Source organism: Roseofilum halophilum BLCC-M91 (assembly GCF_030068445.1).
Taxonomy (GTDB): Bacteria; Cyanobacteriota; Cyanobacteriia; order Cyanobacteriales; family Desertifilaceae; genus Roseofilum; species Roseofilum halophilum.
On the sequence record NZ_JAQPOK010000016.1, the window covers coordinates 42,644 to 67,320 of the forward strand.

Below are 24,677 nucleotides of genomic sequence, written 5' to 3' on the forward strand. Positions count from 1 at the left end.
TTATGTTCCCCTTAAAATTTTCTCTCCATCTAGTTTAACGTCAGTTTTAGAGAACTTAATTATTCATTATTAATTGTTCATTATTAATTGTTAATTATTCATTGTTCCCTCTAGCTATATTGATTACTAGAAGCCGCCTCAATTTCTAAATTAAACAACGTATTCAAAGTGTCCATCGCTTGCTTACGGGCTTCAATATCCTGTTGCGCCCGCAGTTGCACCATAGGGTCATGAAGAATTTTATTCACAATTCCACGGGTGAGCGCTTCAATCACCTCTTGGTGTTTTTCCGCAAACTCAGACCCCAAACGAGAAAGGGCTTTTTCTAACTCTTGCTCGCGAATGGTCTCCACTTTATGGCGCAAACAGTTAATCGTGGGTACGGTTTCCAGACTGCGCCACCATACCTCAAAGGCTTCGACTTCTTCCTCTAATAGGCTTTCCGCTTCCATTGCCATCTGGCGGCGACTTTCCTGATTTTGGGCGACGACTGCCTTGAGGTCATCCACATTATAGGGTTTGACCGAGGGCAGTTCGCTGACATCGGCAGCCACATTCCGAGGAACGGAAATATCAATCAAAGTTAAGGGGCGTTCTGGATTAACAATCGGTTCTAAATTCCCTCGATTTAATAAGGGTTGGGTTGCTCCGGTACTGGTAAAGACTAAATCAGATGCCTGAACCACATCCATCATTTCACCGATGGGATGAAGGGCGATGGAAGCGTCGCTAAACTTGCGGGCTAATTCTTCGGCTCGCTGCATGGAGCGATTGACAATCCTAATTTCAGTACCACCTTTAGAGAGCAAATGCTGTACCAATAACCGGGACATTTTACCCGCGCCGATAATGGCAATCTTGCATTCTTCCAGGGTTTCCAGTTTCATTTGGGCCAGTTCAACGGCGGCTGAACTAATGGAAACGGCTCCTGTACCGATGTTGGTTTCGGTGCGTACTCGTTTGCCAGCAGTAATGGCTTGTTTCATTAAGCGGTTGAGAATTCGACCCACGCCTTTATATTGTTGTCCCAGTTTATGACCTTGTTTAACTTGGGATAAAATTTGCCCTTCACCGAGTACCAAGCTGTCTAATCCGGCTGCCACGCGCATTAAATGCATGATTGCATCTTCATGGAGGAGAATAAACAGGTGAGGACGCAATTGAGACAGGGGCAGTTGGCTATGTTCGGAAAGAAATTGGGTAACTTCCCAGACTCCCTGTTGATTGTCGCTGATCACCACATAGATTTCTAAGCGGTTACAGGTGCTTAGAATGGCTACTTCTTCGATATGAGGATAGAGCTTGAGGGTGGTTATGGCTTGTTCGAGTTGGGGTTCGGGAATACTGAGTTTTTCGCGAACTTCAACGGAGGCTGTTTTATGACTTAAACCGATAACTGCGACATTCATTTTTTAAGGTTTGTTAATGGCAACTTGCTAAGATTTCGGGCAGATTCTACACAAAAGTCCGATCCCCCTCAATCCCCCTTAGAAAGGGGGACTTTTTTTTAATGTTCCCTCTTTTTAAGGGGGACTTTTTTCTAGTGCCCCCCTTTTTAAGGGGGGATCGGAGGATCTTTTACAGCAGAAACAACTAACTGTAGTTGGAGTTATAAATTATCCTATCTTAATTGGATGTTTTTGGGTGCGTCAAACATATGAACGGTATCTACAAACCGGGCGGTTTGGGACTGACTGGAAATGACCAGGCTGTGGGTTCTTGCGCCACCATGGAAATAGCGCACACCGTCCATGAGGGTTCCTGGGGTGATGCCGGAAGCGGCAAATAAGACGGTTTCTCCACAGGCGAGTTCTTCGGCGCTGTATACCCGGTCTGGGTCTTCAATGCCCATGCTGCGTAGACGGTCAATGTTGCTTTCTTTGCTTTCGCCAATTAAGCCGGTTTTAACGATGTCTGGATCGTAGATCAGTTGCCCTTGGAAATGGCCGCCTAGGCAGCGCATGGCAGCAGCAGAGATTACGCCTTCGGGAGCGGCTCCAATTCCCATTAAGGCGTGGATGTTGGTTCCTGCAAAGGCGCAGGAAATGGCGGCGGATACGTCTCCATCGGCAATTAAACGAACGCGAGCGCCAGCGCTACGGATTTCGTTGATTAGGTTTTTGTGACGGGGCCGATCCATGACCACAACGACTAATTCTTCTACGGAGCGAGCGAGGCACTCGGAGATCAGTTTTAAGTTTTCGGTGGCAGATTTGCGGATGTCTACATGGTTTCTGGCGGCCGGAGGAGCGGCGAGTTTTTTCATGTAGAAGTCGGGAGCGGCGAAGAGGCCGCCTTTTTCGGAGATGGCGAGTACGGCCATGGAACCGGGTTGACCGTAGGCGACGAGGTTGGTTCCTTCGCAGGGGTCAACGGCGATGTCAATTTCGACTAATTCATCGGGGTTGCAGTAATCTTTGGCATCTTCGCGGGAGCAGATGCCGACTTCTTCGCCGATGTAGAGCATGGGAGCGTCATCCCGTTCGCCTTCTCCGATGACGATGCGTCCGCGCATGTGGATTTTGTTCATGCGTTCGCGCATGGCTTCTACGGCTACTTCGTCAGCCGTGTTTTTTTCCCCTTTTCCCATCCAACGAGCGGAGGCGATCGCCGCTTGTTCGACGACTTCTATAATTTCTAATCCCAACGTAGTTTCAATCACAGTTTTTCTCCCAAGAGGTAATTCAATGAAATGCTTATATTTAGCCGGTTTCAGTGTATCAGTCTATCAGAGTCTGGGGCCAATGTTCGACGAGAGAGTCTCTGAGATTATGTTAAGTTTTGCATCTTTTAGCCCCCCTTCACTGCTCTGAGACCGGCTGGAGTCTAAAAGAGCCAGCTTTTGGGCAAATCTCCTATAATTATCGACAAAGACTCACTTGAGCTGAAAACTACAGGAGCCATACCATGTCTGAAACTCAAGGAAATTCAGAATCATCTAAACCCGTGGAAACGGTGACCCAAAAGAAGGAGGAGACCAGCTTTCTGGAACCTCTGCAAACGAAGTTAGGCAATATATTGGGCAGTTGGAAAGTTAAAGTTGGACTGGCGAGCGCGGTGCTGGTGGCGATCGCTCTAACCGTTTTCTTTTGGCAACATGCAGTGGCTGGTTTGGGTATGAAGCTCTGGTCAGCACAGGCAGGCGCAACCCCAATTGAATGTATGGTCAAAGATACCAATAACGATCAATATGTCAGTTGTAGCGCCATTCTCAACGAGCAGGTTGTGCCCCTAGAATGTGGCGCAAGTATTTTTAACGTGGGCTGTCGGATTAATTATGGTACGGCTGCTCCAGGGACAAGGAAATCTAGGGATTAGATGGGGAATAGGGAACAGGGAATAGAGAACAGGGAATAGTTTTCTATCTCCGTGTCCCTATCCCCCCATTCCCCCACTCCCCCCCAACAAGAGCGCTATCATAGTTACTCAGAAATATAAAGATTTGTAACATGATTGGTTTTTCCTCTCCTGGCTCCCAGAGTGTGTTAAAAAAACTGCTATTGGGTAATGAACCCACCCCAGAATTACTGGCCATTTTGTTGGTGTATTTCGTCCAAGGGGTTTTAAGTCTAGCCCGATTAGCGATTAGCTTTTTTCTCAAAGATGACTTAGGTCTCTCTCCTGCCCAAGTTGCAGCCCTGACGGGGGTGGCGGCTCTACCTTGGATTATCAAACCGATATGGGGCTTTATCTCCGATGGTTTGCCCATTTTGGGCTATCGTCGCCGTCCCTATCTGATTTTGTCCGGCTTGTTGGGGAGTTTATCTTGGGGACTGTTGGCGACGGTGGTCGATAGTGCAGGAGCAGCAACGGGGGCGATCGCCCTTAGCTCCCTCTCCGTTGCCATCAGTGACGTAATTGCTGACTCCCTGGTAGTCGAACGAGCCAGAACCGAATCCACCAGTCAAGTTGGCTCCCTGCAATCTCTCTGTTGGGCAACTTCAGCCACAGGCGGATTAATCACAGCCTATCTGAGTGGATGGTTATTAGAACTCTTCACCCCCCAACAAGTCTTTGCCATTACCGCCATTTTTCCCTTAATTGTAGCCATGGCAGCCGGGTTAATTGCAGAATTTCCAGTGACCAACTATACTCCAGCTTGGCAAACCATCAAACACCAGGTCAGACAGCTCAAAAAAGCCATCTTGCTCCCCTCCATCTGGAAGCCCACCCTTTTCCTCTTCCTCTGGCAAGCTACCCCCTCCTCCGACTCCGCCTTTTTCTTCTTCACTACCAACGAATTAGGCTTTCAACCCGAATTTCTCGGTCGAGTCCGCCTATTTACCAGCATTGCCGGATTAATCGGCATTTGGATCTTCCAGCGCTTCCTCAAAGCCGTTCCCTTTCGGCAAATCTTCGCCTGGAGTACCGTAATTGCCGTTCTGTTTGGCTTCACCCCGGTAATTCTGGTTACCCATACCAATCGACTCTTGGGAATTGGCGATCGCTGGTTTAGCCTCGGAGATAGCGTCATCCTCACCGTCATCGGTGAAATCGCCTTTATGCCCGTTCTCGTTCTCTGCGCCAAACTCTGCCCCCCCGGTATCGAAGCCACCCTGTTCGCCCTCTTAATGTCCATTACCAACCTTGCCCATGTTCTCTCCCAAGAATTAGGCGCTCTCCTCATGCATAGCTTTGGCATTACCCCCAACACCTTCGACAACCTTGCCCTGCTCGTTACCCTCACTAACCTCTCCTCCCTACTCCCCTTACCCTTCCTCAAACTCCTGCCAAGCGACAACACCCTCAGCACTCCACAACTAGCAGAAAACCCAAGCCATCCTCTTCCTAACCCAGAGGACGATCCAGAAAAGACCCATTCCTTAGTTAAGGTTTAAATTCTCCCCTCTAGTCTCCATCCTTTGATAACCTTATATCAATAATCAAGTCCATTACTACCAATTAGGAACCTGAATTATTAATGAATCAAACCATAACCGCGCTACCCAATCTTGACACACAAACCCTACATCACCAATTGTCCGATATTGAGGCGAGGGATATTGTGCAATGGGCCGCCAGAACCTTTGGTGAAGGTCTAGCCATGACAACCAGTTTTGGCATTCAATCGGCTGTGATGCTCCATTTGGTCACTTCAGTTGTGCCCAATATTCCCGTAATTTGGGTCGATACGGGCTATTTACCCCCAGAAACCTATCGCTTTGCCCATGATTTAACCCACAAACTCAATCTCAACCTGAAAATTTACCAATCCACCATGAGTCCTGCCCATATGGAAGCCATTTATGGCAAGTTGTGGGAACAAGGTACAGTAGAAGCCCTGAATCAATACGATCAACTGCGTAAAGTTGAACCCATGCAACGAGCGTTAAAGGAACTTAAGGTGACGGCTTGGTTAGCGGGTTTGCGTCGTGACCAAACCGATCATCGCAAGAATTTACAGTTTATTAACCGTCAAGGGGATATATATAAAGTATTACCGATTCTGAATTGGAATTCACGAGATATTTATCAATATTTAGTTGCCCATGATTTACCCTATCATCCCTTGTTCGATCGCGGATATATGACCGTTGGCGATTGGCATTCTTCTCGCCCTCTCAGTTTGGACGATGAACATGAACGAGATACCCGCTTCCAAGGTCTCAAACAAGAATGTGGATTACATTTACCAACCAGTCAAGATGAAGCTCAAAGTCTTGACTCTAGTGGTTTATAGAAGGATGATTGCGGGTTGGGTCAACACTCTCAAGGAACATTTCGATTACTGTACCTCATAACATCGAAAAACACTGTATGGCCGATGAAGTCAATCAGAGTGTGAATTCTTCCTCTGAAAAATCGGATTCCCCGCCTGTCTCCTCTCGATTTAGGATCGGGTTACCCCCAGGGGTACTGGTGGGGTTGGGATTTACCCTTGCCTTTTTGATAGTGAACTTTTCTCCTCACATTAGTATACTCTGGGGAATTGTGGGAGGGGTGGCGAGTTGGTGGATTGAAACCTCTTGGCAGACGGAGGAAGAGGTTAATGAAGATACTCCCAGTTTACCCACCGATCCCAGGGCGGAAAATAATTCTTTGGCCCAAAATCGCACGAAGGGAGAACGTTGGCGGAAATGAGTAATGAGTAATGAGTAATGAGTAAGAATTTAAAGGAACATACCTCAGTTTGTCCTGTCCGCTTCGCGGAAAGTGCTGTATGACTGGAGTGGGAGCGTCTCGCTCCCTAGCCCCAAAATTTAAGGGGGTTGTTCAGGACTTGATACAATTATATGTAAATGAGCTATTTACCCATTACCAGCGCAAAGCGCTATTATGTTTTTATTTCTCTCTAAGTTACTACCCCTATTTGTTTATCCGATGGGGTTAAGTTGTGTTTTGATGGTGGTGTCTTTGGTGCTGTTGTGGAAATGGCCCAAACGTGCGGCGATTTCTCTTTCTTTGGCGCTGCTGGTGTTGTTGTTGGGTGGGAATAGTTGGGTGAATCAGACGTTAATCCAATCTCTGGAACTGCGCCATATTCCGCCGGAGGAGTTGCCTGCTGCGGAGGCTATTGTGGTGTTGGGTGGGGGGATTAAAGCCCAAATCTATCCCCGACCTTGGGTGGATGTTTCGGAGGCTGGCGATCGCATTCTACATGGCTCCCAGTTGTATCTGCAAGGGAAAGCCCCCCGGTTAATCCTCACGGGGGGACGCATTGATTGGGAGGATGGGGGGCCGCCAGAATCGGCAGATATGGCGAAAATTGCTACTGCTCTGGGGGTTCCTGAAGAAGCGATTTTAGAAGATCCCAGTTCCTTAAATACCCATCAGAATGCGGTGAATGTGCGCCGAATTCTGGACAAAGAGGGGATTAATCGAGTATTGTTGGTAACGTCTGCTACTCATATGCCGCGATCGCTCCTCGTCTTCCAAAAACAAGGTATCGAAGCCATTCCCGCGCCTACGGACTTTCTCAGTCCCCCCGGTCGCTCTCCGGCTGAAATCGACACTACCTGGCAATCTGCCCTCATGAGTCTGATTCCCGACAGCAGTCGCCTTCGAGATACCACCAATGCCATAAAAGAGTATATCGGCCTATTTGTCTATGGTCTCAGAGGCTGGATTTAAACCCTAAATTTCTCCAGATCGCTTGTAAAATGAGTCATTTTGTGGTTATGAGTATAGAGAGAAATAATTCGCTAATCTCATGGACTTAAATAACAAGGTAGCCCTGATCACTGGTGGTGGTGTTCGCGTCGGACGCGCTCTCGTTCTGGCTCTCGCGGAAGCCGGATGTGATGTATTTATCCATTATGGAAACTCGGCTGATGCGGCCTCCGAAGTCAAGGAAAAAGCAGAATCTTTGGGAGTACGAGCGGTTACCTATGCAGCAGATCTGGCGGATACATCAGTAACCAATACAGTTATTCCTAAAGCCATTGAATCCTTCGGCAAAGTGGATATTTTAATCAATAGTGCTTCAATTTATCCTCTAGACGATCAATTTAACCAGATTGATGTAGAATCATGGGATAGAATTTTTGCCATTAACTTACGTGCCCCATTTCAACTTTCTCAAGCCTTTGCCCAGCACCTTCCACCCAATGCAAAAGGCAAAATTATCAATATTAATGATGCCCGAATCCCTCATCCAAAACCAGGAAACTTTTCCTATCGGTTAACTAAGCGAGGATTGTGGGATATGACAGAAATGTTAGCCTTAGAATTAGCTCCCCGAATTACCGTTAATGGTTTAGCCCTCGGCCAAATTCTTGAACCTCACTATGAATCTAACCCAGAAAAATTCATGCAAGAGTATGCGAATCGGAGGATTCCTTTAAAAAGATCTGGGAATCCCAAAGTGGTAACCGATAGCGCTTTATTTTTACTCCAACAAGACTTTCTCACCGGAAGTACAATCACCCTCGATGGTGGAGAATATCTTTAGAATTAGTGGAAGTCGCTATTGATAGGATTTTCGACTAATCCTAATTAATAGCGCTAGAGACTATTTAGCGATCGCGAACACAGTTCATCAACTACGATACAACATCCGTCCAACCAGTGTTACTATAGTATTCAATAGTAAGTATACTCACCAAGATATACAAAATCTAACAATTATTTATGACAGAAACACTCTACGATCGGGAATTCTATAAAACCCAACAACAGGGGTCGATTCAATCAGCTCAAGTAGTCGTTCCTATGATTATGGATTTAATTCAACCCAAAAGTATTATTGATGTGGGTTGTGGGGTGGGAACTTGGTTATCTGTATTTAACCAGTGTGGAATTGATGATTATTTAGGGATAGATGGGGCTTATGTAGATCCCAAAATGCTGATGATACCCCAAGATAAGTTTCAAACTTTTAAGCCAGAACAGCCTATTGATTTAAGTCGAGAATTTGATTTAGTTGTTTCTCTAGAAGTGGCAGAACACATTTTACCAAATTACGCACAAGATTTTGTAAAAACTCTGACAGAACTAGGGCCAGTTGTAATGTTTTCCGCAGCTATCCCTTATCAAGGAGGTACAGGCCATGTTAATGAACAATGGCCTGAGTATTGGCAAGATTATTTTCGTAAGTATGGATATGTGGTATTTGATGTTATCAGAGCGAAAATCTGGAATGATGAAGCAGTGGAACCTTGGTATCGTCAAAACATTTTACTTTATATTAGAGAAGATTTTACCGATAGATATCCTCAGGTCAAAAAAGAAATAGAGAGAAAACAATCTTTACCACTTGCATTAGTTCACCCTGAGACATATCTATACAACGTTACAGATCCTAAGTCTGGCTGAAGCGTGGATGATGCTTTAAGAATTCCAGAAAAGTAATGCTAGAATTTTTAATTTTTTCCTCAGCATAAACCTCTTCCATTTCTAACTTTAACTCAATATGTTTTTTCGTTACTGATTTTGCTAACCCATTTTTAATGCTGATTGTGCCAGAATTTAACTTATCCAAAATTATCTTTTTGCTTAAAGCAAAGACTTTGGCTGTATCTTTTGAATTACAAACAGAATTTTCACGACGGTAATAAATATGCAATGGTTCCTGGCAATATCCAATAGTTTCAATTGTATTGAAAAATGACATCAAGAATATTCCATCAGGCATAGCAGGTAGATCTACATCATAATATAACTCTATTTTGCTGCGATCGTAAATATGCATACTTGCCGTATAGAAACATACATGAAAAACGTCTGTAGGTGTAATGAATTCAGTATTAGGTTGTTTGCTTAAATTTTCTAAAAGTAGATTGGTTTTGCTGTCTCTATACTCAATACTAGAAATTGCAGCGCCATACTTTTTTACCAAAGGAATTAAAGTCGATAATTTTTGCGGTTTAAAAGCATCATCACAATCTAAACAGCTTATATATTGACCTCTAGCTATATCTAATCCTTTATTTCTGGCATTACTCTCTCCAGAACCTATTTGACCTGTCGAAGTAAAACGCAAACGGCGATCGTCAAGTCCAGATTTTTGTACAATCTTTTCGTAGTTTTTCCGATCGTCACTAATGATTATCATTTCCCAATCAGGAAAATCTTGTTTAAGCACACTACGGATAGCTCGTTCTAGGGTATCTTCCCCATAATAAACAGGAGTAATAATAGAAACCAAGGGATTTTTCATTTTTGATGGAAAAATAAAATGACTTTCTAAGTATAGAGCAATTTAGCTCTACCTTAATTAGATATCATTCTTTATTTATTGCCTGAAGTTCTAGCTTGAGCCAGTCTGCGTGTCCATTGTCGGTCATATCAAGAAATTCTTCAAGGTTTTGGCAACGTTTTTGCTGCATATATTGGCGGAATAGGCGGTTGAGGAGTAGGTTTTGGGAAAATTCGTCTCTGGCTGCGATCCGAATTGCCGGAGTCAGATCGAGTGTTCCTGCTTCTAGCAGTGCCAGAATTTGTTTATAGGCACGTTCGGCGGTTTCAAAGGCGTTGGCGGACTGGGTGATGGAGTTCTCTCGTTTGTAATATTGATAGAGGGGTTGGGGGTGAATGGCGACTTTCTCGATTCGACTTAATAGTTCTAGGTTGAACAGTACGTCGGCGGCGAAGGGTACTTTCGTCCAACCTGTACCGAGATATTGTCTTTGGAAGACGGGGAAGAAGGGAACGCGGGGTTTGAGGATATCATCGGGGGTGGCAAAGGTGAGGGCAGTGCGTTCTGGGAAAGGCTGTTTGTAGAGGATTAATTCTGTGTTGTAAACCCCAGTGTTATCAATGGCTGCGCCGTATTCTATGGCTAAGGGAACCAGTTCTTGCAAACGGTTGGGACTGTAGGCATCGTCGGCATCGAGGTTGGCTAAAATTTCTCCTTTGCTAATGCCAACAGCTGCATTGCGGGCGACGGCTTCTCCATTGCCGATACTGCCGGTAAAAGTTTGTTTTATGCGAGGGTCGGTGATGCCTTGTTGGGCTAGGAGGGAAAGATAGTCTATGGTATCGTCGGAGGCGATCGCCGCTTCCCAATGGCTATAGGTTTGATTAATCAGGCTTGTAACGGTCGAAGCGATGGTTTTTTCGGCTTTGTAGGCTGGAATGATAATGCTGACTAGGGGTTGACTCTTGTCGGACATGGCACAAGTGAAATCGTTTATTTATATAAAACCATATTTCTACTGAAGTGGTACAGGATTAGTCCTGCTTAATGGATAAACTCACTCCAGAACAGTCTACCTTTTCGACTAATTGGGCGATCGCCTCTCCAGAAACGGGTTCGATCCACTTAGAAGCGATTTCTGCCAAAGGAACCAACACAAAGGCTCTTTGTGTCATGCAGGGGTGAGGGATTTGCAGTTCGGGTGTAGAGAGAACTAAATCTTCAAATAAGAGGATATCTAAATCAAGGGTGCGAGGCCCCCAACGTTCTCGGCGGACTCTACCAAAATGCCGTTCGATATCGAGTAAAATCTTGAGTAGGGCTTGGGGGGTTAACTCTACCCTCAAAATAGCACAGGCGTTGAGGAAATCTGGTTGTGAAGGGCCGATAGGTAACGTTCTGTAGTAACTAGAGCAAGTTTGAACCGTAATGCCAGCCGTTTCATCTAATAGGTTCAGAGTGCTGTCAAAGGTGGCTTTAGAGTCACCTAGGTTACTCCCCAAGGCGATCGCACTTCTGGATGATGTTTGAGCTTCTCCATAATTCGATGTCACCATACCTGATTTCCTAGTAGAGAGTAGCGATCGATAGTCTACCAGGTTATCTGAGGCGATCGCTTATAATATTATTTCGTTGCTCAACTGCCTATTGTGACTCGATTCATTCACGATCAATTCGCCAAAGATTACCTCAGTGAACTACTCTCCCGGTTCGGAACAGTAGAAACCAGCAAAAAGATTGCCTCAGAAGTGCGCGAGGTCGATGTTTGGTTTACTCCCTCCTCTTGCGATCTCGATGTCAGGGAACTCGGATTATTGGGACAACTGATAGTGACTCCAGCACTCTTTGAACCCTTTCGTAATCCCATAACCGCCAATGAGATTCGCACTTGTCTGTTGAAATTATTCATGGTGCAAGCCAAATGGGAACGGGATCAAGAGAGCAGAAAACTTAGGGAAACCGATCTACCTAGACTGTGGATATTAACGCCAACCGCATCCAAGAATTTGCTAGATAATGCTCGTGCAAAGGAGGCAGAAAACGGCCCTCCAGGAGTCTATTATTTAGGCGATCTGTATAAAAGTGCCATCATCGTTATCCATCAATTGCGGAGAACTCCAGAAACCTTATGGTTAAGACTTCTAGGCAGAGGAACAGTGCAACAACAAGCCATTCAAGAATTGCAGAGCCTACCCCAAACTAACCGATGGCGAGGGAATGTGATAAGATTGATCTATAATCTTTTAACTATTTTAGCCACGCGGCAAAACCAAGAAGCCGATCGAGATGATGAGGTGCTAATTGTGACTCTAACTCAATTGTATGAAGAGGCGATCGCCCAACTGCGTGAAGAAGGGCGACAAGAGGGAGAACAACAGGGAGAACAACGGGGAGAACAACGGGGAGAACAACGGGGGGAACAACGAGCAACCCTCCGGTTGATAGCAGATATCTTGCGCGTCCGTTTTCAAGAAGTAGATGAGGAACTGGCAGCTATTGTGGAGGAAATAGCAACTCTGCCATCAGCAGAGTTTACTCCTCTGTTGCTACAACTGTCTCGCGAAGATCTATTAGAGCGATTTGCAAAGGAAAGAGAATAGGGGAGTTGAGATACTCACCGTCATTCTATAATTTAACTTCTCCGATACTTCAACCACCCCCAACTCCCGAACAACAACAAGCCGAATACAGTAGAAGGCTCAGGAACTGAAGTTGGACTTTCTGGAGTGGTTACTGGAGTTGGAGTTGGTATTGGAGTTGGTGAAGGCTGGGGAATGGGTGCTAAAGGCTCAGAAATACTCGTCAGTTGTATCGGGCCATCGTACAACAATAAATGACTGCTAGAAGCATACATATTCATCGTTCCAGAAGTTCCCGCACAAGAGCCTAAATCCAAGGCACATCGTAACTGGATCGATAAAGAGGCATTAGCAAATACAATCGGTTGTGGCCAAGAACTTGTAGACAAGGGTTGTGAATACCAATGAGTAATCCAAGTGGTTTTGATCTCCCATACAGAATTGGTATACTCAGCGATCAGAGCTGGAAAACTAGAGTAGAGATTAGAAGGATAAACAGGTTGTATCACCTGTGCTTCCATAGAAGTTTCATAAACGGTCACTGAACCCCAAGACCCTTTTGGCATTAATCGAGCCGGATCGAAGGAAAGATCCGCACTCGTCCGACCATCGGGAGATTGAAAGTGAAATTGAAGCGCTGACGTTTTAGAGGCAGTCAAACAGAGACCCAAGCAAGCACCTGTGAAGATTAAGGCAGTAGTTTTGAGGGCATTCATACCCTTTCCCTGATTAACTCAATAGGTAAAGATACACCTCAGCCATACTAGATTCCCTAAATTCCGTACAATCAGTAAGGTGTTGTTATCTGGCTTCTATGACCTATTGTCTTGGCATTATCACCCGTTCTGGGCTTGTAATGGCGGCAGACTCGCGAACTAATGCCGGAGTGGATTATATTTCCACCTATCGCAAGTTGTTTGATTTCTCCTTACCTGAAGAACGAGTGATTGTCCTGTGTACTTCGGGGAACCTCTCGGTTACCCAGGCGGTGATCGCTAGTTTGAAGAAAGATATTAAAGTGCAGCAGGACGTTAATTTACATTCTCTACCCACGTTTCACGAAATTGCCCGCTATATTGGCAGCAAAGTCCGACAATTGCTAGAGCAAGACCGAGCTTGGCTAGAAAAAGATGGTATTGACTACCATTGTAACTTTTTAGTGGGGGGACAGATTCAGGGAGAAGAGCCGGAGCTTTATCTGGTTTATACCGAAGGGAATTCCATTCAAGCGACTCCAGAAACTCCATTTTTACAAATTGGGGAAACCAAGTATGGTAAACCGATTCTCGATCGCACCCTCCACTTTGACACTCCGGTAGATGTGGCGGCGAAAGCGGCAATTTTGTCTATCGATTCTACCATGAAATCCAATATTTCCGTGGGGCCGCCCATCAATCTGGTCATGTACGAAACCGATAGTTTAGTGATTCGCCACCAGCTTGAGCTGCCCCTGAGAGACCCCTATTTAGGTAAACTGCGTAAAACCTGGGAAGCGGCTCTGAATCAGGCTGTAGAAAGTATTCCCAATATTGATTGGGAATATTATGCCCAGGGAGACGAAATCGATCTCAGCACGGATTAATTTAATCTAAAAATGCGATCGCCAAATCAAAGTCCATTTGACTTTGTACCTGAGAGCGGCGCAGTCTGCCAGAAACCGGAGCCGTATTTTGGGGTATGGCACTCGCTGCTACGGCAATATGGCCATTACTAACCGCGAGGCCGAGGGTGGGATCATAACCCCGCCACCCGGCTCCGGGAAGGTAGACCTCGGCCCAAGCATGGAGGTGACGGTTTGTCGTATCGCGATCGCCTTCTTGATAGCCACTGACAAATCTTGCAGCTAACCCCATAGCGCGACATGCTTCCATAAACAAGACCGCATAATCTCGACAAGTGCCCCCTTTTTGCTCCCACGTAATGCCCGGAGGAAAAGGATCGCCCGTATCGCGAATATAATAATCGCACCGTTCATAAATGTCCTGATTGATGGCACTCAGAAACGACGTAACTTGATACTGAGCGCGATCGGCTATTTCCATCGCCCAAGTATAGACCCTCGGATCGACTGGACTCGGTAAGCTTCTAGGGGCAAAATAGGGGGTTAACTGAGGCAGTAGACTAGAGGAATAATCAATCGGAAACCGAATCGCCCAAGGCTCTAAGAGATAATTAAACGGGTTCGTACAATGGGTTTCTACTTCTGACGTTGCGGTAATGTTGAGGGCCTTGAGTTCCTGACGGTCAAACCAAATTTTTTCCAGCACATTCCCATCCGTATCCAGGACAGAAGATCGACCTGTGGGTGGTGGGTCAATCTCTAGCTGAAAGTGATGCAGAGTTTGCTGACCATCCGATCGCGATCGCAACCGCAACCAATGGGGACTCAGGGCTACAAACTCACTATAAGTATAACGAGTCGTGTGGACAATTTTATAGCGCATGGTTTAGCTTTTTCACTTCTTGAGTTAACACACAGACTCTAAACAAAAATAGGTTTGATAAAGCTCCTCACCCACAACATTTAACTGTTGTTGTAAATTATCCACGAATTCATGTAATCCCTGTTGAATAATATCCTCAATCGTGATATACTCCAACTCCGATCGCAGACGACCCAAGGCCCGTTCAGCCGGATCGCTCCAAGTCCCTGGTGCTGTCCCATTAATTCTATGCAGGGACTGCTCCGAGCGAAACAGACAGGAGCGCACTGCACGAGGAAAGTCGCGATCGAGCAACAAAAATCCGGCTACTCCCATGGGGGTAATTTGGTGACGATCCATCTGTTTACGATACATCTCATAAGCACTCGCAGACTTTAATAAAGCAATCCAATGAATTTCATCTAGGGTTGTGCCCACATCCTGAGCCGAAGGCAACAAAATAAAATACTTTACATCTAAAATCCGTGAAGTCTTATCCGCTCGTTCTAACAACCGGCCAATCAAGCCAAAATGCCAGCCCTCATTATGGGACATGGTGGCATCCATCAAGCCCGCAAACAAATGGCTACAGCGCTTAACCTCATTATAAAAATCGGATAACTCCACCATTGACCCCTCCGGTGAAGTCTCCTTGACCATATAATAGAATTCATTAATTTGCTGCCACATCTCCGAAGAAATGACCTCTCGAACCGATCGGGCATTCTCACGAGCCATCCACAAACAAGACAAAATCGAATTGGGGTTTTTCGCATCAAACGTGAGGAAATGGCGCACATTCTCCTTGCTTGCCTCACCATAGCGCTCCCAAAACACCTGGCGATCGCCTGTTGTAATCACCAACGGTTCCCACTGATGGGCAACTCCTACGGGAGAATCCAAAATCAATGTCAAATTCGCATCAATAAACCGAGCTGTGTTTTCCGCCCGCTCCACATAACGATTGAGCCAATAGATTGAATCTGCTACACGACTTAACATAACTTTCCTAAAACAGCAGTTAAAACCTCACTCCCGTATTATCGGATGATTGGGGTAAAATTCTGCTCGTTGTAAACGGAAATCAAGAACTCCAAATTGCTCCCCATCCCCCTATCTCCCTCATTCCCCCATTCCCCCACTCCCCCATCCCCATCTCACAAGTAAACCCAACCTAAATCACAAACCTGGTGTGGGGGTTGTCACCCCATGTCTAACCAAAAGGAGCAACAATAGGGATATAAGATGAGTTGATTACCAAAACTATGTTATCTCCAACTGAAAAGCTATCTGACCGCATTTCCGAAATTTTTGGCGCAGTAGGTGCAACCGGTGTAGTCTCTTCTACTGATTATCATACTCTCCAACTCGCTTCTAGCTATTCTCAACTACAACCTCATGAACGGAAGTCGATTAACCGTTTGTTGCGAGCTGTACAGCGAGGTAAAATTGATTTAATTCCCACCTCTCTAGCAAGTTAGGGGTCTATAAGCCTATCCTATAGGGCAAGGTCATCGTTAGTTATTCAGGATCTTGACCGAATTGCCAAATATTTCCGGTGGAAATTGCACCATAAAGAACGGTTTGATCGGACTCAATCCATTGATCGAGGGCAATGAGTTCGATAGCTAGTTGCAGAAAACCCCGTTAAGTAATCAGCAAAAGTATAGGATTCTTCTGGCTTGATAATAGCAGGTTTCGGCATAATTGATATTGAAATCCTTTCAAAGAGTCGTAGAAATAGCCTGTACCGGACAAGTGGGGATGCATTGTTCGCAGACGACACAGCGCGATCGCATAAAGGTAAGCTTGAAAGTCTCTGGATCGAGGGTGAGAGCTTGAGTCGGACAAACTCCGGTACACAGTCCACAATCAACACAGGTTTCTTCATTGACAACAATCTCGCTCGTCGCTTGGGAGACTTGGATATTCTGCGATCGCATCCATTCTATGCAATCTTCGAGTTGATCGATATCTCCAGAGAGTTCTAGCACCAGCTTTCCCACTTGATTAGGAGCCACTTGAGCGCGAATAATATTGGCAGCAACGTTAAAATCCTTGGCTAAACGGTAGGTAACTGGCATTCTTACCCAACGCTGGGCAAAGGTCAGGGTGACTCGTTTTTTCACTGTTTCCCCCTAATTTGGTAGAATTTGACTGCTGATATCCGATAACAATTTTTTTTAACTGTATCATTTTTCATATCTTATGGCGATCGCAATCGATTTTGGCACGTCTAACACGGTTATTACCCGTTGGAATCCGGTGACTCAAAGCCCAGAAACCCTCAAAGTTCCTGGATATGCTTTGCAACAGGCTCCTAATCCTCCCTTGATTCCCAGTCTGGTTTATGTAGAAAATGCCGAGTTAGGAGAAGTCATTATCGGCCAACCCGTGCGCGATCGCGGTCTCGATCTCGCTCAAGATACGCGATTTTTTAGCCATTTTAAGCGTGGTATTGGCACACCGATTCAGGGGTTTTTACCCCAACTCGATGGGGTAACGATTCAGTTTGAACAAATTGGCACTTGGTTTCTCAATAATTTACTCAAGCAAATTAATCTGGAAGAATCCCTGATTGTAACTGTGCCGGTTGATAGTTTTGAAACCTATCGTCACTGGTTAGGGCAAGTGTGTCAAACTTGGTCAGTGGATAAGGTGAGAATTATTGATGAACCCACAGCCGCAGCATTAGGCTATGGTGTGGGAGATCGAGATTTAATTTTAGTGGTAGACTTCGGCGGCGGAACCTTAGATTTTTCTTTGGTACAACTGAATCCGAATGGGGTAAAAAGTGAAACTAAAACAGTGAGTCCCCTAGGGTTTGTTCTCAAATGGGGTGAAAAATCCTTTGCTGAAAAATCGAGTCAACAGGTGAAAACAGCGCGGGTGATTGCAAAAGCGGGGTTAAATTTAGGTGGTTCAGATTTAGACCATTGGATTACGGATGAATTGATTGCCCAGTATGGCTTAATTCAATCTATCTCGTTAACCCGATTAGCAGAAAAATTGAAAATTCAGTTATCGTCTCGTACCACAGCCACAGAAGTTTATTTTGACCGGGATTCCTTAGAGAGCTACGATCTGAAACTCACACGCAAACAGTTTCAATCTATTTTAGAAGACCGTAATTTTTTTAGTCAGCTTGATACCATTATGGCTCAAGTGCTGCAACAGGCAACCCGTCAAGGGGTGGATAAATCCCAAATAGATTCAGTGTTATTGGTGGGGGGAACTTGTCAAATTCCGGCGGTGCAAGATTGGATTAAGGGCTATTTTGATGAAAAACGGGTGCGCTGCGATAAACCCTTTGAAGCGATCGCCCAAGGTGCGCTGCAATTGGTTCAAGGGATTGAGTTGAAAGATTTTCTCTACCATAGTTATGGGATTCGCTATTGGAATCGCCGCACGAAGTCCCATAGTTGGCATCCGATTATACCAGAAGGACAACCCTATCCGATGTCGAAACCGATTGAGTTGATGTTAGGCGCTTCTGGAGAAAATCAACCGAAAATTGAGTTGGTTTTGGGAGAGTTGGGTGCAGAAACTGGGGGAACAGAGATCTATTTTGATGGCGATCGCCTGATTACTCGCATTTTGAGCGGTGATAAGCGATCGGTGACTTCCCTGAATGATACAGAAAGTGCCCGTACTATCGCCAATTTGAATCCTCCCGGTATTCCTGGAACGGATCGCATTAGAGTGTTGTTTGAAGTCGATGGGGAGCGATTTTTAAGGATTACCGTGGAAGATTTGCTCACCAATCAAACTTTGCTCAATCATCAAGTCGTGGTTCAATTAAGCTAAATGGGTAATGGGTAATGGGTAATCGCCAAAATATAAAACTTTTAGTCCTCGATATTGATGGTACGATCGCGGGAATCTCGAATGAAGTTCGTCAACCGGTAATTGAGGCGATCGCCGAAGTGAAACATCAGGGAATCGCTGTAGCAGTGGCTACAGGGCGTATGTTTTGCTCGGCTCTACGCTTTTATGAGGCGATCGGCGCTCAGTTGCCCCTCATTTGCTACAATGGAGCCTTAATTCAAGACCCCAAAACTAATACGGTTCACCAACATTTTCCCGTCCCTATTCCCTTGGCTGGGCAAATTCTTGACGTTTTAGAGACACCCCCCTATCGCGATAAAATCACCATTCATTTCTATATTGATGATTGTTTATGTGTCCGAGACATGGGAGAAGATACCCGCAAGTATCTAGAGCGTACCTCCGCACCCGTGCGAGTAGTCGGAGATTTAAGAGAACTCCTCACCGTAGAACCGACTAAAATTTTAGCCCTGAGTGAGAATCTAGAGTTAATTGACAAGCTTTCGGCGGATTTATGCACTACCTTTACTCAAGATCAACTCCATTTTACTAAATCTACTCCCACGTTTTTCGAGATTACCCACCCCTTAGCCAATAAGGGATTTGCCGTGCAATACTTGGCAGAAACTCTATTGGGGTTAAAACCGGAAAATGTGATGGCGATCGGCGATAATTTTAATGATTTAGAAATGCTCAAGTATGCCGGAATAGGTATTGCTATGGGTAATGCTCCTGCCCCAGTTCAAAAGATTGCCAATTGGATCGCTCCCTCTATAGAGGAGGATGGTGTGGTTACTGCTTTAAGTAAGTTTTGGTAATGGGTAATAGGTAATCTCCCTATCACCCCATCACCCCATCTCCTGTTACTGCGCTTTGGGCGGTGATTCCTTTTCTATGGACTTGGACTCTAGGGGAGCATCGAGAACCTTAGCAATGCGATCGCGGGTTTTTTCTAAATGGGCCTTAGTATAAGTATCTAAGCCTCTTCCCCGTCGGCGCAAGGTATGGTTAATTTGGTCTTCTAATTCCCGTAAATTGTACCAAGCTAGGGTAACGGCATCTTCGGGAACCCTGACTTGTCGCAAGCTGATGTTACTCAAGACTGACACATATTCCCGTTGCAGAGCGCGACGGATGCTCGATAGGTTAGCGATGTCTCCATCGATCACTTCTGTCCAAATGCTCTCTTGAACAGTCGCGAACAGTTCCGGTAACCTTAATACTTCTTCCGTAGCATCGGTTTTTAGCTCCAGATCTTGCAGACGGGAAAGACGGGTTGGAGACAAGAGAGAGCGCAACACCACCTTCTGTAATAAGAGAAGGCGATCGCTAATCGGATAATCCAACTCAAACAAATCCGGGAATGCCCCCCAATGAGACCAACGAGAGGGGGCTAATTGGTTCAGCAAGTTGGGTGAAAACTCAAACGCTTCTGCGGAAAACACATATTCATTTATCGCCGCTAACGCCGCTCGTTGCTTCTCAACCGAGAGGGGTTGAAAGGGCAGTCCCCCATTGGGATCGCCTGCATAATGCCGATTAAACGATTGTCCTCCCACATAGAGGGGCAAATTCATGGCATTACGGAAATAGTAGATAAATACAGTATCAAACAATTCTCGCATTTCACTGAAACTTTCCCCCGGAGCTGGCGATCGCCGATTCAGTCTAGACCACATGGCTTGGGCATTTTCAAACTGCCATTGGGCATAGGTAAGCGGATCGCTACTGAGATCGAAAATATTCACCGCCGGATCGAGACCACTGATAAAATCCTCATCCGTACCATAGGCTAATTCCGGTTCGGCTGCTCGTTGGGCAATTTGCCGCAATTCTCGCAATTCTGCTTCTGGAGAAATGGCATTTAAAGGTTTATATCCATACTCAATTGCCCAAACATCATAGGGCCCTAATTTCATCGGGAAATAATCCCCTTGGGGTTTTCCGGGGGGCGCTAAATTGGGGGAAACATAATCCATTACCGACCCCACCATGCCAAGAGTGCGGGTAATCTCTGGGTTTTGTAATTCTTCCGGACTCAGGAGGGTACTGCCGTGGAAATTATGTCGCAATCCGAGGGTATGACCCACTTCATGGGCAACCAAAAACCGGATGAATTGTTGCACATAATTTTCCATTTCTGGGCTACTGGGCAAGACATTTTGTACTAAAGAAAGGGAGGTTGCCCCGATCGCCAATTGCCGGTTAAACTCGTTGGCAAAGCAAACATCCCGATCTAACAGAGATTGGGCTAAAGGAAACCCAGAGAGCCGATCCTTTTTCGCCTCCAACTCGTCCGACAGGTCAACCCCCCGTAAATAACTGTTTTCCAGGGTGGCTTGGCAAAAGGTTTGCAATAAACTCTGTTGTTGTCCCCCTCCTGCGTCAGGATTAACCAGGGTTTGATATTGCCCTTTGATCAACCGCACCACATTGGCATCAATCAAAATATCCGCATCCAAAATTTCCCCAGTTAGGGGGTTGGTGCGGGAAGGCCCAATGCCATAAAACATGGGTTCAAAGGAACTCGACCACCGCACCACATTGTAGCGAATATCTGCCGGAGTCCAGTCCGCATCATCAGGCATTTGTCGCACTTCGATCGCCTGGGGTAATCCCGCTTGGGCAAAGGCTTCATTCCACATGAGAATCCCTTCTTTGACCGCGTCTCGATATTCCAAGGGAATGGTATTTTCTATCCAAAAGACTAAGGGTTTTCCCGGTTGGATATTCCAGCGATTGATGTAGCGCACAAAGGGGTCGCGGCGATCGCTATTGCCAAAGTCTTTATAAGCTGTTAAGAAATAACCCACGCGCTCATCCGCTAACCGAGGCCGATAGTTACCCGTCGGCAATGGAGAAAAACTATAATGCACGGCTAAATTAAAGGCGCGGCTATCGGGCAAGCTGGGCAAACTCATGAAACCTCCCCCCCTAAACCCATATAGAGCTTCAATTTCCAGATTTTCGGGGAAATTTTCGGCTTCAGTAATATAGGAACTATCGGGAGAGACTGAATAGGCTCCATTGAGGAGATAGGGTAAAAACGTGGATAAGCCACTGAGATCCTCTTCTCCCATCACCAGATTGGTTGCATTAATGAGTAAGGATTTCCGTTCGGGATGAATGCTTTCAATTTTTAAGGAATAGAGAACTGAATCACTAAAGCCTTCCTGGAGGGATCGCGCTAAGGGATCGCCGGGATCGGTGCGAAAATTAGTTTGAGGAACCACAAATTGCACCCGGTCTTGCACATGGCGCAATTGAAATAAGATCTCCCCTATGGGCATTCCATTGAGTAAAAAACCTTCGCCAATGCCACTCGATAGGGTCATCACGCATAAGAAATTCCGATTGAGTTGTTCGGGGGCAATTTCTAAATAGAGCTTCTCATTGTTTTCGGTTTTATAGAGCGTAAATACACCATCTTCTTTCTGAGTTTCAGCAATTAACTCATCAAAAGATTTAGGTGATTTAGCCTCTTCTGATTCTTCCGCTTTGACCCGATACTCCAGAGTCTGGGCAACTTGCACCCTTGGCGTAACCGGTAAATCTACCACATTCCCCCAACTGGGCAAAATGGTTACTGCCAAAAATCCCAGAATTAAACAGGCAATTCGATATAGTCTTTTCATACCCCAATCCAACATTTGAGCATTATTTTCGATCCAGGGAACGGGGAAAAGGGAACAGGGAACAGAAAAAATCCAATTTTACCCTCTTGCCTTTTGCCTTTTGCCTTTTGCCTCTTGCCTCCTATTGATGACCCATGACCCATTCATGTCCGCTTGCGGAAACGTGGTAGAGTCCCCAAATGGCCATCGCCCGCAGATAATGACTGGCGCGGAAGGTTCCGGCGGCAGTAATGGCTTCTGGGGTGCGAAATTGCAACCCATGGGTATAAATTTGATTGACTACGGCTTCGGCGATCGCAAAAGCTTCCCCTTTCATTCCCTGTTGTAACATAAATGCTGCTAATCCGAAGTTAATTCCTGTCCAAATTTCCAGGGGATGGGTGGCATTGGGGTTTTCTGGCGAGCCATCGGGGTTCACACCATTGGCTACACCGAGGGCGGCTCGATCCGGGTTTTGGGTCTGGTTAAAGAGGGTAAAACAGCTATTGTAGATGGTTTCTAGGGTGGTCTGGGTGCAGTCTTCTGGCACGATGGGCGGTAAGTTTAATAACTGAGTGTAAAATTGACCGCAGAGCTGATCGGCCATTACTACTTGCGATCCGCTTTCGCTATCAAGGTTATAGTAGCTTCCATTCCAAAGGGTCTTTTGATACAGAGGTTTGGCCTGGGTTAACCAGGTTGACCATTGTTCAATCTGCCCTTTAAGATCGGCAGAAGGGGAGGTTTGAGCGTCTTGGAGTTGGTTTCCGATCGCGATCGCCGCTTCGAGCGCTGCTAACCATAATCCGCCACAATAGGCGCTAATGCCCTTGAGTTTCCAGTCATCAAAGGTTTGATCGGGCGCTCCTGAGTTTTCGGGAATGCCATCCCCATCGCGATCGAAGGTTTTCAGATAGTCTAAGGTTTCCACAATTGCGCCCCAACAGTCTTGCAAAAACTCCAGATCTGCCGATCCTGTCCAGATAAAATACCGATACACTTGCAAGACAAAATCACAGCCCAAGTCTTTCCAGAGGTTGCAGTCTTGATAGCTGGTGTAATTGGTTTTTGCCCAGGGATGTTCATTAGGAGCGCCGAGATCGTGGGGGGTGGCACTGGCAATTTTTCGCACCGCTTGCGCTTGATTGTAGCCAATGATTCTAGGGGTATTGTCTCCTTGGGGAATGGCGCGAGCGAAGGCTAACATTACTGCTTTTTCGAGTTTCGGCCACAATTGGGTTAAAGCAAAACCGCCATACAAACGCACGTCTAAGCTTTCATACCAGCGATAGTCTAAACATTCGAGTACCCCAAATTGGCCGATGGGATCGTTTTCTGTGCCTGCTGTCCAGAGGGTTCCGCCGTCGGCGAGCAGGTAGAGTTCATTAAACAGGGCCATTTTCAGGGGTTGGGGAAATCCTGGATCGTCTAAAATGGGTTTGCGCCATTCAGCGATCGCCTCTTTCCAGGTATCCGAATGTTTTAGCGCCGTGCGTACCATTGACCAGGCATTTTTGCCATTGCGCCCGAAAAAGTCCGTATAGCGGCGATAGTAGCCGATCGGTTTTCCGGCAGGTTCTTCACCAGTTGAGGGCAGTTGGCCAGAAAAGTCACTCTTCACTTGGGTATAGCCAAACTGGGTAACGGGAAAATCCCAAGCCAGGATAAAGGGGATCTTGCGGGTGCGCCCCGGTCTGAGGGTAAAGCGGACGGCGATCGCACAAGCGAGGCGTTCCCCCGATGCAGCCGGTGTTTCGTCTTCCGAGTCCGACAAGGAGCCATCGGTAGCAAAGGGCGACCAAACCGCCTCCCCGCTACTGGTAGGGTCCCAACGGGTATGGTAAAACACTTCGACGGCCGGGTTAGCAATGGTGGCGATCGCCCATTGTCCCTCCCCCTCTTCCGGGATCTCATGGGTACTGAGGCGACTCATTAAACATCCCACCCGAAAGTTATTTTCAATCCACCGGTTATAATTATCAGTGCTTTCTCCCCATCGGGGTTGATACTCATAAACCGGCGACCCATCATCCCGAACCCTAACTTGAGGGGTTTTAATGGCATTGGTAAACCAACCCACCGTATTTTCCCAGGTGAGCATAATGCTCAGAGTTAGGGGCTTATCCGTAGGGTTATGGGCTGTCCATTCAAAGATGCCTAGGGGATAGCTGGTTTCTTGGTAATTGTGGGGAATAATGGGCGAAAATTGCTCGCACAGCAGTTGGGACTGGTACACCCCTTGGTAGTGATACCAGCTTTGGGGATAGAGGGCGCTATAGGTTCCGGTTTGTTGGACGGCGCTGGTGGGAGGATACCACTGCCAACTGCTCAGGGTTCCGTCTGTGGGGGGTTGGGTACTGAGGGCATAGGTTTTGCTGCGCCCGTCTGTGGTTTGTTCAAAGACGCTAAATTGACACGCAGGTAAGGTTTTGAAGATATGTTCTCCCCCATCAATATGCCAGAGGTTAAACTCTCCCCTGGGCGATCGCCCGATACACCCTGCACCCAAGCCACCGAGGGGCATTCCATGCCAAGGGCCATCATCTAAATTGGACGCATAACGCACCGTGTAAGGGTTGTCCCACCCTAAACCGAGGGGGCGTTGCCATGCACACGAAGGAATCTGGGATTGAAAGGGTTGATGGGTCATAGGATT

General features: G+C 46.2%; 23 protein-coding genes. 12 read left to right on the top strand and 11 right to left on the bottom strand.

Annotation, left to right across the window (positions count from 1 at the left end; all coding sequences use genetic code 11):
- Positions 1-110: 110 nt before the first annotated feature.
- Together PJF56_RS02375 and glpX are read right to left on the bottom strand one after the other, a co-directional pair.
- A complete protein-coding gene (locus tag PJF56_RS02375) occupies positions 111-1,409 on the bottom strand; it encodes a glutamyl-tRNA reductase (RefSeq protein ID WP_283761034.1) in 1,299 nt (432 codons plus the stop codon).
- A 212-nt stretch (positions 1,410-1,621) separates the two neighbouring features.
- The gene (gene glpX, locus PJF56_RS02380) at positions 1,622-2,659 is read right to left on the bottom strand and encodes a class II fructose-bisphosphatase (RefSeq protein ID WP_347179420.1); all 1,038 of its coding nucleotides are present in this window, start codon (positions 2,657-2,659) and stop codon (positions 1,622-1,624) included.
- A 248-nt stretch (positions 2,660-2,907) separates the two neighbouring features.
- Between glpX and PJF56_RS02385 the strand changes: the two genes are divergently transcribed.
- The 7 genes from PJF56_RS02385 to PJF56_RS02415 all read left to right on the top strand — a co-directional run bounded on the left by PJF56_RS02385 (position 2,908) and on the right by PJF56_RS02415 (position 8,754).
- Positions 2,908-3,318 carry a hypothetical protein gene (locus tag PJF56_RS02385; protein WP_283761036.1) on the top strand — a complete coding sequence of 137 codons (411 nt, stop codon included), beginning with the start codon at positions 2,908-2,910 and terminating at the stop codon, positions 3,316-3,318.
- Positions 3,319-3,449: 131 nt separating this feature from the next.
- Entirely contained in the window at positions 3,450-4,838 is a 1,389-nt protein-coding gene (locus PJF56_RS02390) for a folate/biopterin family MFS transporter (protein ID WP_283761037.1), read from the top strand.
- 83 nt (positions 4,839-4,921) lie between these two features.
- Positions 4,922-5,680 carry a phosphoadenosine phosphosulfate reductase gene (gene cysH, locus PJF56_RS02395; RefSeq protein ID WP_283761038.1) on the top strand — a complete coding sequence of 253 codons (759 nt, stop codon included), beginning with the start codon at positions 4,922-4,924 and terminating at the stop codon, positions 5,678-5,680.
- Positions 5,681-5,757: 77 nt separating this feature from the next.
- Positions 5,758-6,081 carry a hypothetical protein gene (locus PJF56_RS02400; protein WP_283761039.1) on the top strand — a complete coding sequence of 108 codons (324 nt, stop codon included), beginning with the start codon at positions 5,758-5,760 and terminating at the stop codon, positions 6,079-6,081.
- 195 nt (positions 6,082-6,276) lie between these two features.
- Positions 6,277-7,071, top strand: a complete 795-nt coding sequence (locus tag PJF56_RS02405; protein WP_283761040.1) for a YdcF family protein — start codon at positions 6,277-6,279, stop codon at positions 7,069-7,071.
- Between the two features lie 79 nt (positions 7,072-7,150).
- A complete protein-coding gene (locus PJF56_RS02410) occupies positions 7,151-7,891 on the top strand; it encodes an SDR family oxidoreductase (protein WP_283761041.1) in 741 nt (246 codons plus the stop codon).
- A 179-nt stretch (positions 7,892-8,070) separates the two neighbouring features.
- Positions 8,071-8,754: a methyltransferase domain-containing protein gene (locus PJF56_RS02415; protein WP_283761042.1), complete on the top strand. Its 684-nt coding sequence runs from the start codon at positions 8,071-8,073 to the stop codon at positions 8,752-8,754.
- On the opposite strand, the gene PJF56_RS02420 is transcribed toward PJF56_RS02415, so the two are convergent.
- The 3 genes from PJF56_RS02420 to folK all read right to left on the bottom strand — a co-directional run bounded on the left by PJF56_RS02420 (position 8,741) and on the right by folK (position 11,133).
- The gene (locus PJF56_RS02420) at positions 8,741-9,598 is read right to left on the bottom strand and encodes a glycosyltransferase family 2 protein (protein WP_283761043.1); all 858 of its coding nucleotides are present in this window, start codon (positions 9,596-9,598) and stop codon (positions 8,741-8,743) included. The genes PJF56_RS02415 and PJF56_RS02420 overlap by 14 nt on opposite strands.
- Positions 9,599-9,662: 64 nt before the next feature.
- Complete coding sequence (locus tag PJF56_RS02425; RefSeq protein ID WP_283761044.1) at positions 9,663-10,553, bottom strand: glycosyltransferase family 2 protein; 891 nt, start codon at positions 10,551-10,553, stop codon at positions 9,663-9,665.
- A 58-nt stretch (positions 10,554-10,611) separates the two neighbouring features.
- Positions 10,612-11,133, bottom strand: coding sequence for a 2-amino-4-hydroxy-6-hydroxymethyldihydropteridine diphosphokinase (gene folK, locus PJF56_RS02430; RefSeq protein WP_283761045.1), 522 nt, complete (start codon positions 11,131-11,133; stop codon positions 10,612-10,614).
- A gap of 93 nt (positions 11,134-11,226) precedes the next feature.
- Here folK and PJF56_RS02435 point away from each other — a divergent pair, with 93 nt between their 5' ends.
- The gene (locus PJF56_RS02435; RefSeq protein WP_283761046.1) at positions 11,227-12,177 is read left to right on the top strand and encodes an RpnC/YadD family protein; all 951 of its coding nucleotides are present in this window, start codon (positions 11,227-11,229) and stop codon (positions 12,175-12,177) included.
- A gap of 32 nt (positions 12,178-12,209) precedes the next feature.
- Here the strand turns inward: PJF56_RS02435 and PJF56_RS02440 are convergent, their stop codons facing one another.
- On the bottom strand, positions 12,210-12,872 hold the full coding sequence (locus tag PJF56_RS02440; protein ID WP_283761047.1) for a PEP-CTERM sorting domain-containing protein: 663 nt from the start codon (positions 12,870-12,872) through the stop codon (positions 12,210-12,212).
- A gap of 98 nt (positions 12,873-12,970) precedes the next feature.
- Here PJF56_RS02440 and PJF56_RS02445 point away from each other — a divergent pair, with 98 nt between their 5' ends.
- Entirely contained in the window at positions 12,971-13,738 is a 768-nt protein-coding gene (locus tag PJF56_RS02445; RefSeq protein ID WP_283761048.1) for a proteasome-type protease, read from the top strand.
- Between the two features lies 1 nt (position 13,739).
- Here PJF56_RS02445 and PJF56_RS02450 read toward each other — a convergent pair whose 3' ends face one another.
- Positions 13,740-14,600, bottom strand: coding sequence for a transglutaminase family protein (locus PJF56_RS02450; protein ID WP_283761049.1), 861 nt, complete (start codon positions 14,598-14,600; stop codon positions 13,740-13,742).
- A gap of 24 nt (positions 14,601-14,624) precedes the next feature.
- Positions 14,625-15,581 carry an alpha-E domain-containing protein gene (locus PJF56_RS02455; protein ID WP_283761050.1) on the bottom strand — a complete coding sequence of 319 codons (957 nt, stop codon included), beginning with the start codon at positions 15,579-15,581 and terminating at the stop codon, positions 14,625-14,627.
- Positions 15,582-15,844: 263 nt separating this feature from the next.
- Here PJF56_RS02455 and PJF56_RS02460 point away from each other — a divergent pair, with 263 nt between their 5' ends.
- Positions 15,845-16,060 carry a hypothetical protein gene (locus PJF56_RS02460; RefSeq protein WP_283761051.1) on the top strand — a complete coding sequence of 72 codons (216 nt, stop codon included), beginning with the start codon at positions 15,845-15,847 and terminating at the stop codon, positions 16,058-16,060.
- 243 nt (positions 16,061-16,303) lie between these two features.
- Here PJF56_RS02460 and PJF56_RS02465 read toward each other — a convergent pair whose 3' ends face one another.
- Entirely contained in the window at positions 16,304-16,708 is a 405-nt protein-coding gene (locus tag PJF56_RS02465; protein ID WP_283761052.1) for an NIL domain-containing protein, read from the bottom strand.
- Positions 16,709-16,787: 79 nt separating this feature from the next.
- Between PJF56_RS02465 and PJF56_RS02470 the strand changes: the two genes are divergently transcribed.
- Together PJF56_RS02470 and PJF56_RS02475 are read left to right on the top strand one after the other, a co-directional pair.
- Entirely contained in the window at positions 16,788-18,386 is a 1,599-nt protein-coding gene (locus PJF56_RS02470; protein ID WP_283761053.1) for an Hsp70 family protein, read from the top strand.
- A 14-nt stretch (positions 18,387-18,400) separates the two neighbouring features.
- Complete coding sequence (locus PJF56_RS02475) at positions 18,401-19,225, top strand: Cof-type HAD-IIB family hydrolase (RefSeq protein WP_283761054.1); 825 nt, start codon at positions 18,401-18,403, stop codon at positions 19,223-19,225.
- Positions 19,226-19,270: 45 nt separating this feature from the next.
- On the opposite strand, the gene PJF56_RS02480 is transcribed toward PJF56_RS02475, so the two are convergent.
- Positions 19,271-22,042 (bottom strand): zinc-dependent metalloprotease, encoded by a 2,772-nt coding sequence (locus tag PJF56_RS02480; RefSeq protein ID WP_283761055.1) that lies wholly within the window; start codon positions 22,040-22,042, stop codon positions 19,271-19,273.
- Positions 22,043-22,163: 121 nt separating this feature from the next.
- On the bottom strand, positions 22,164-24,671 hold the full coding sequence (locus PJF56_RS02485) for a GH116 family glycosyl hydrolase (protein ID WP_283761056.1): 2,508 nt from the start codon (positions 24,669-24,671) through the stop codon (positions 22,164-22,166).
- Between the last annotated feature and the right edge of the window lie 6 nt (positions 24,672-24,677).

Excerpts from the sequence above, each read along its gene's own strand:
- PJF56_RS02375 (WP_283761034.1), bottom strand. The coding sequence starts at position 1,409 with ATGAATGTCGCAGTTATCGGTTTAAGTCATAAAACAGCCTCCGTTGAA.
- PJF56_RS02385 (WP_283761036.1), top strand. The coding sequence starts at position 2,908 with ATGTCTGAAACTCAAGGAAATTCAGAATCATCTAAACCCGTGGAAACG.
- PJF56_RS02390 (WP_283761037.1), top strand. The coding sequence starts at position 3,450 with ATGATTGGTTTTTCCTCTCCTGGCTCCCAGAGTGTGTTAAAAAAACTG.
- cysH (WP_283761038.1), top strand. The coding sequence starts at position 4,922 with ATGAATCAAACCATAACCGCGCTACCCAATCTTGACACACAAACCCTA.
- PJF56_RS02400 (WP_283761039.1), top strand. The coding sequence starts at position 5,758 with ATGGCCGATGAAGTCAATCAGAGTGTGAATTCTTCCTCTGAAAAATCG.
- PJF56_RS02405 (WP_283761040.1), top strand. The coding sequence starts at position 6,277 with ATGTTTTTATTTCTCTCTAAGTTACTACCCCTATTTGTTTATCCGATG.
- PJF56_RS02410 (WP_283761041.1), top strand. The coding sequence starts at position 7,151 with ATGGACTTAAATAACAAGGTAGCCCTGATCACTGGTGGTGGTGTTCGC.
- PJF56_RS02415 (WP_283761042.1), top strand. The coding sequence starts at position 8,071 with ATGACAGAAACACTCTACGATCGGGAATTCTATAAAACCCAACAACAG.
- PJF56_RS02420 (WP_283761043.1), bottom strand. The coding sequence starts at position 9,598 with ATGAAAAATCCCTTGGTTTCTATTATTACTCCTGTTTATTATGGGGAA.
- PJF56_RS02425 (WP_283761044.1), bottom strand. The coding sequence starts at position 10,553 with ATGTCCGACAAGAGTCAACCCCTAGTCAGCATTATCATTCCAGCCTAC.
- folK (WP_283761045.1), bottom strand. The coding sequence starts at position 11,133 with ATGGTGACATCGAATTATGGAGAAGCTCAAACATCATCCAGAAGTGCG.
- PJF56_RS02440 (WP_283761047.1), bottom strand. The coding sequence starts at position 12,872 with ATGAATGCCCTCAAAACTACTGCCTTAATCTTCACAGGTGCTTGCTTG.
- PJF56_RS02445 (WP_283761048.1), top strand. The coding sequence starts at position 12,971 with ATGACCTATTGTCTTGGCATTATCACCCGTTCTGGGCTTGTAATGGCG.
- PJF56_RS02450 (WP_283761049.1), bottom strand. The coding sequence starts at position 14,600 with ATGCGCTATAAAATTGTCCACACGACTCGTTATACTTATAGTGAGTTT.
- PJF56_RS02455 (WP_283761050.1), bottom strand. The coding sequence starts at position 15,581 with ATGTTAAGTCGTGTAGCAGATTCAATCTATTGGCTCAATCGTTATGTG.
- PJF56_RS02460 (WP_283761051.1), top strand. The coding sequence starts at position 15,845 with ATGTTATCTCCAACTGAAAAGCTATCTGACCGCATTTCCGAAATTTTT.
- PJF56_RS02470 (WP_283761053.1), top strand. The coding sequence starts at position 16,788 with ATGGCGATCGCAATCGATTTTGGCACGTCTAACACGGTTATTACCCGT.
- PJF56_RS02475 (WP_283761054.1), top strand. The coding sequence starts at position 18,401 with ATGGGTAATCGCCAAAATATAAAACTTTTAGTCCTCGATATTGATGGT.
- PJF56_RS02480 (WP_283761055.1), bottom strand. The coding sequence starts at position 22,042 with ATGAAAAGACTATATCGAATTGCCTGTTTAATTCTGGGATTTTTGGCA.
- PJF56_RS02485 (WP_283761056.1), bottom strand. The coding sequence starts at position 24,671 with ATGACCCATCAACCCTTTCAATCCCAGATTCCTTCGTGTGCATGGCAA.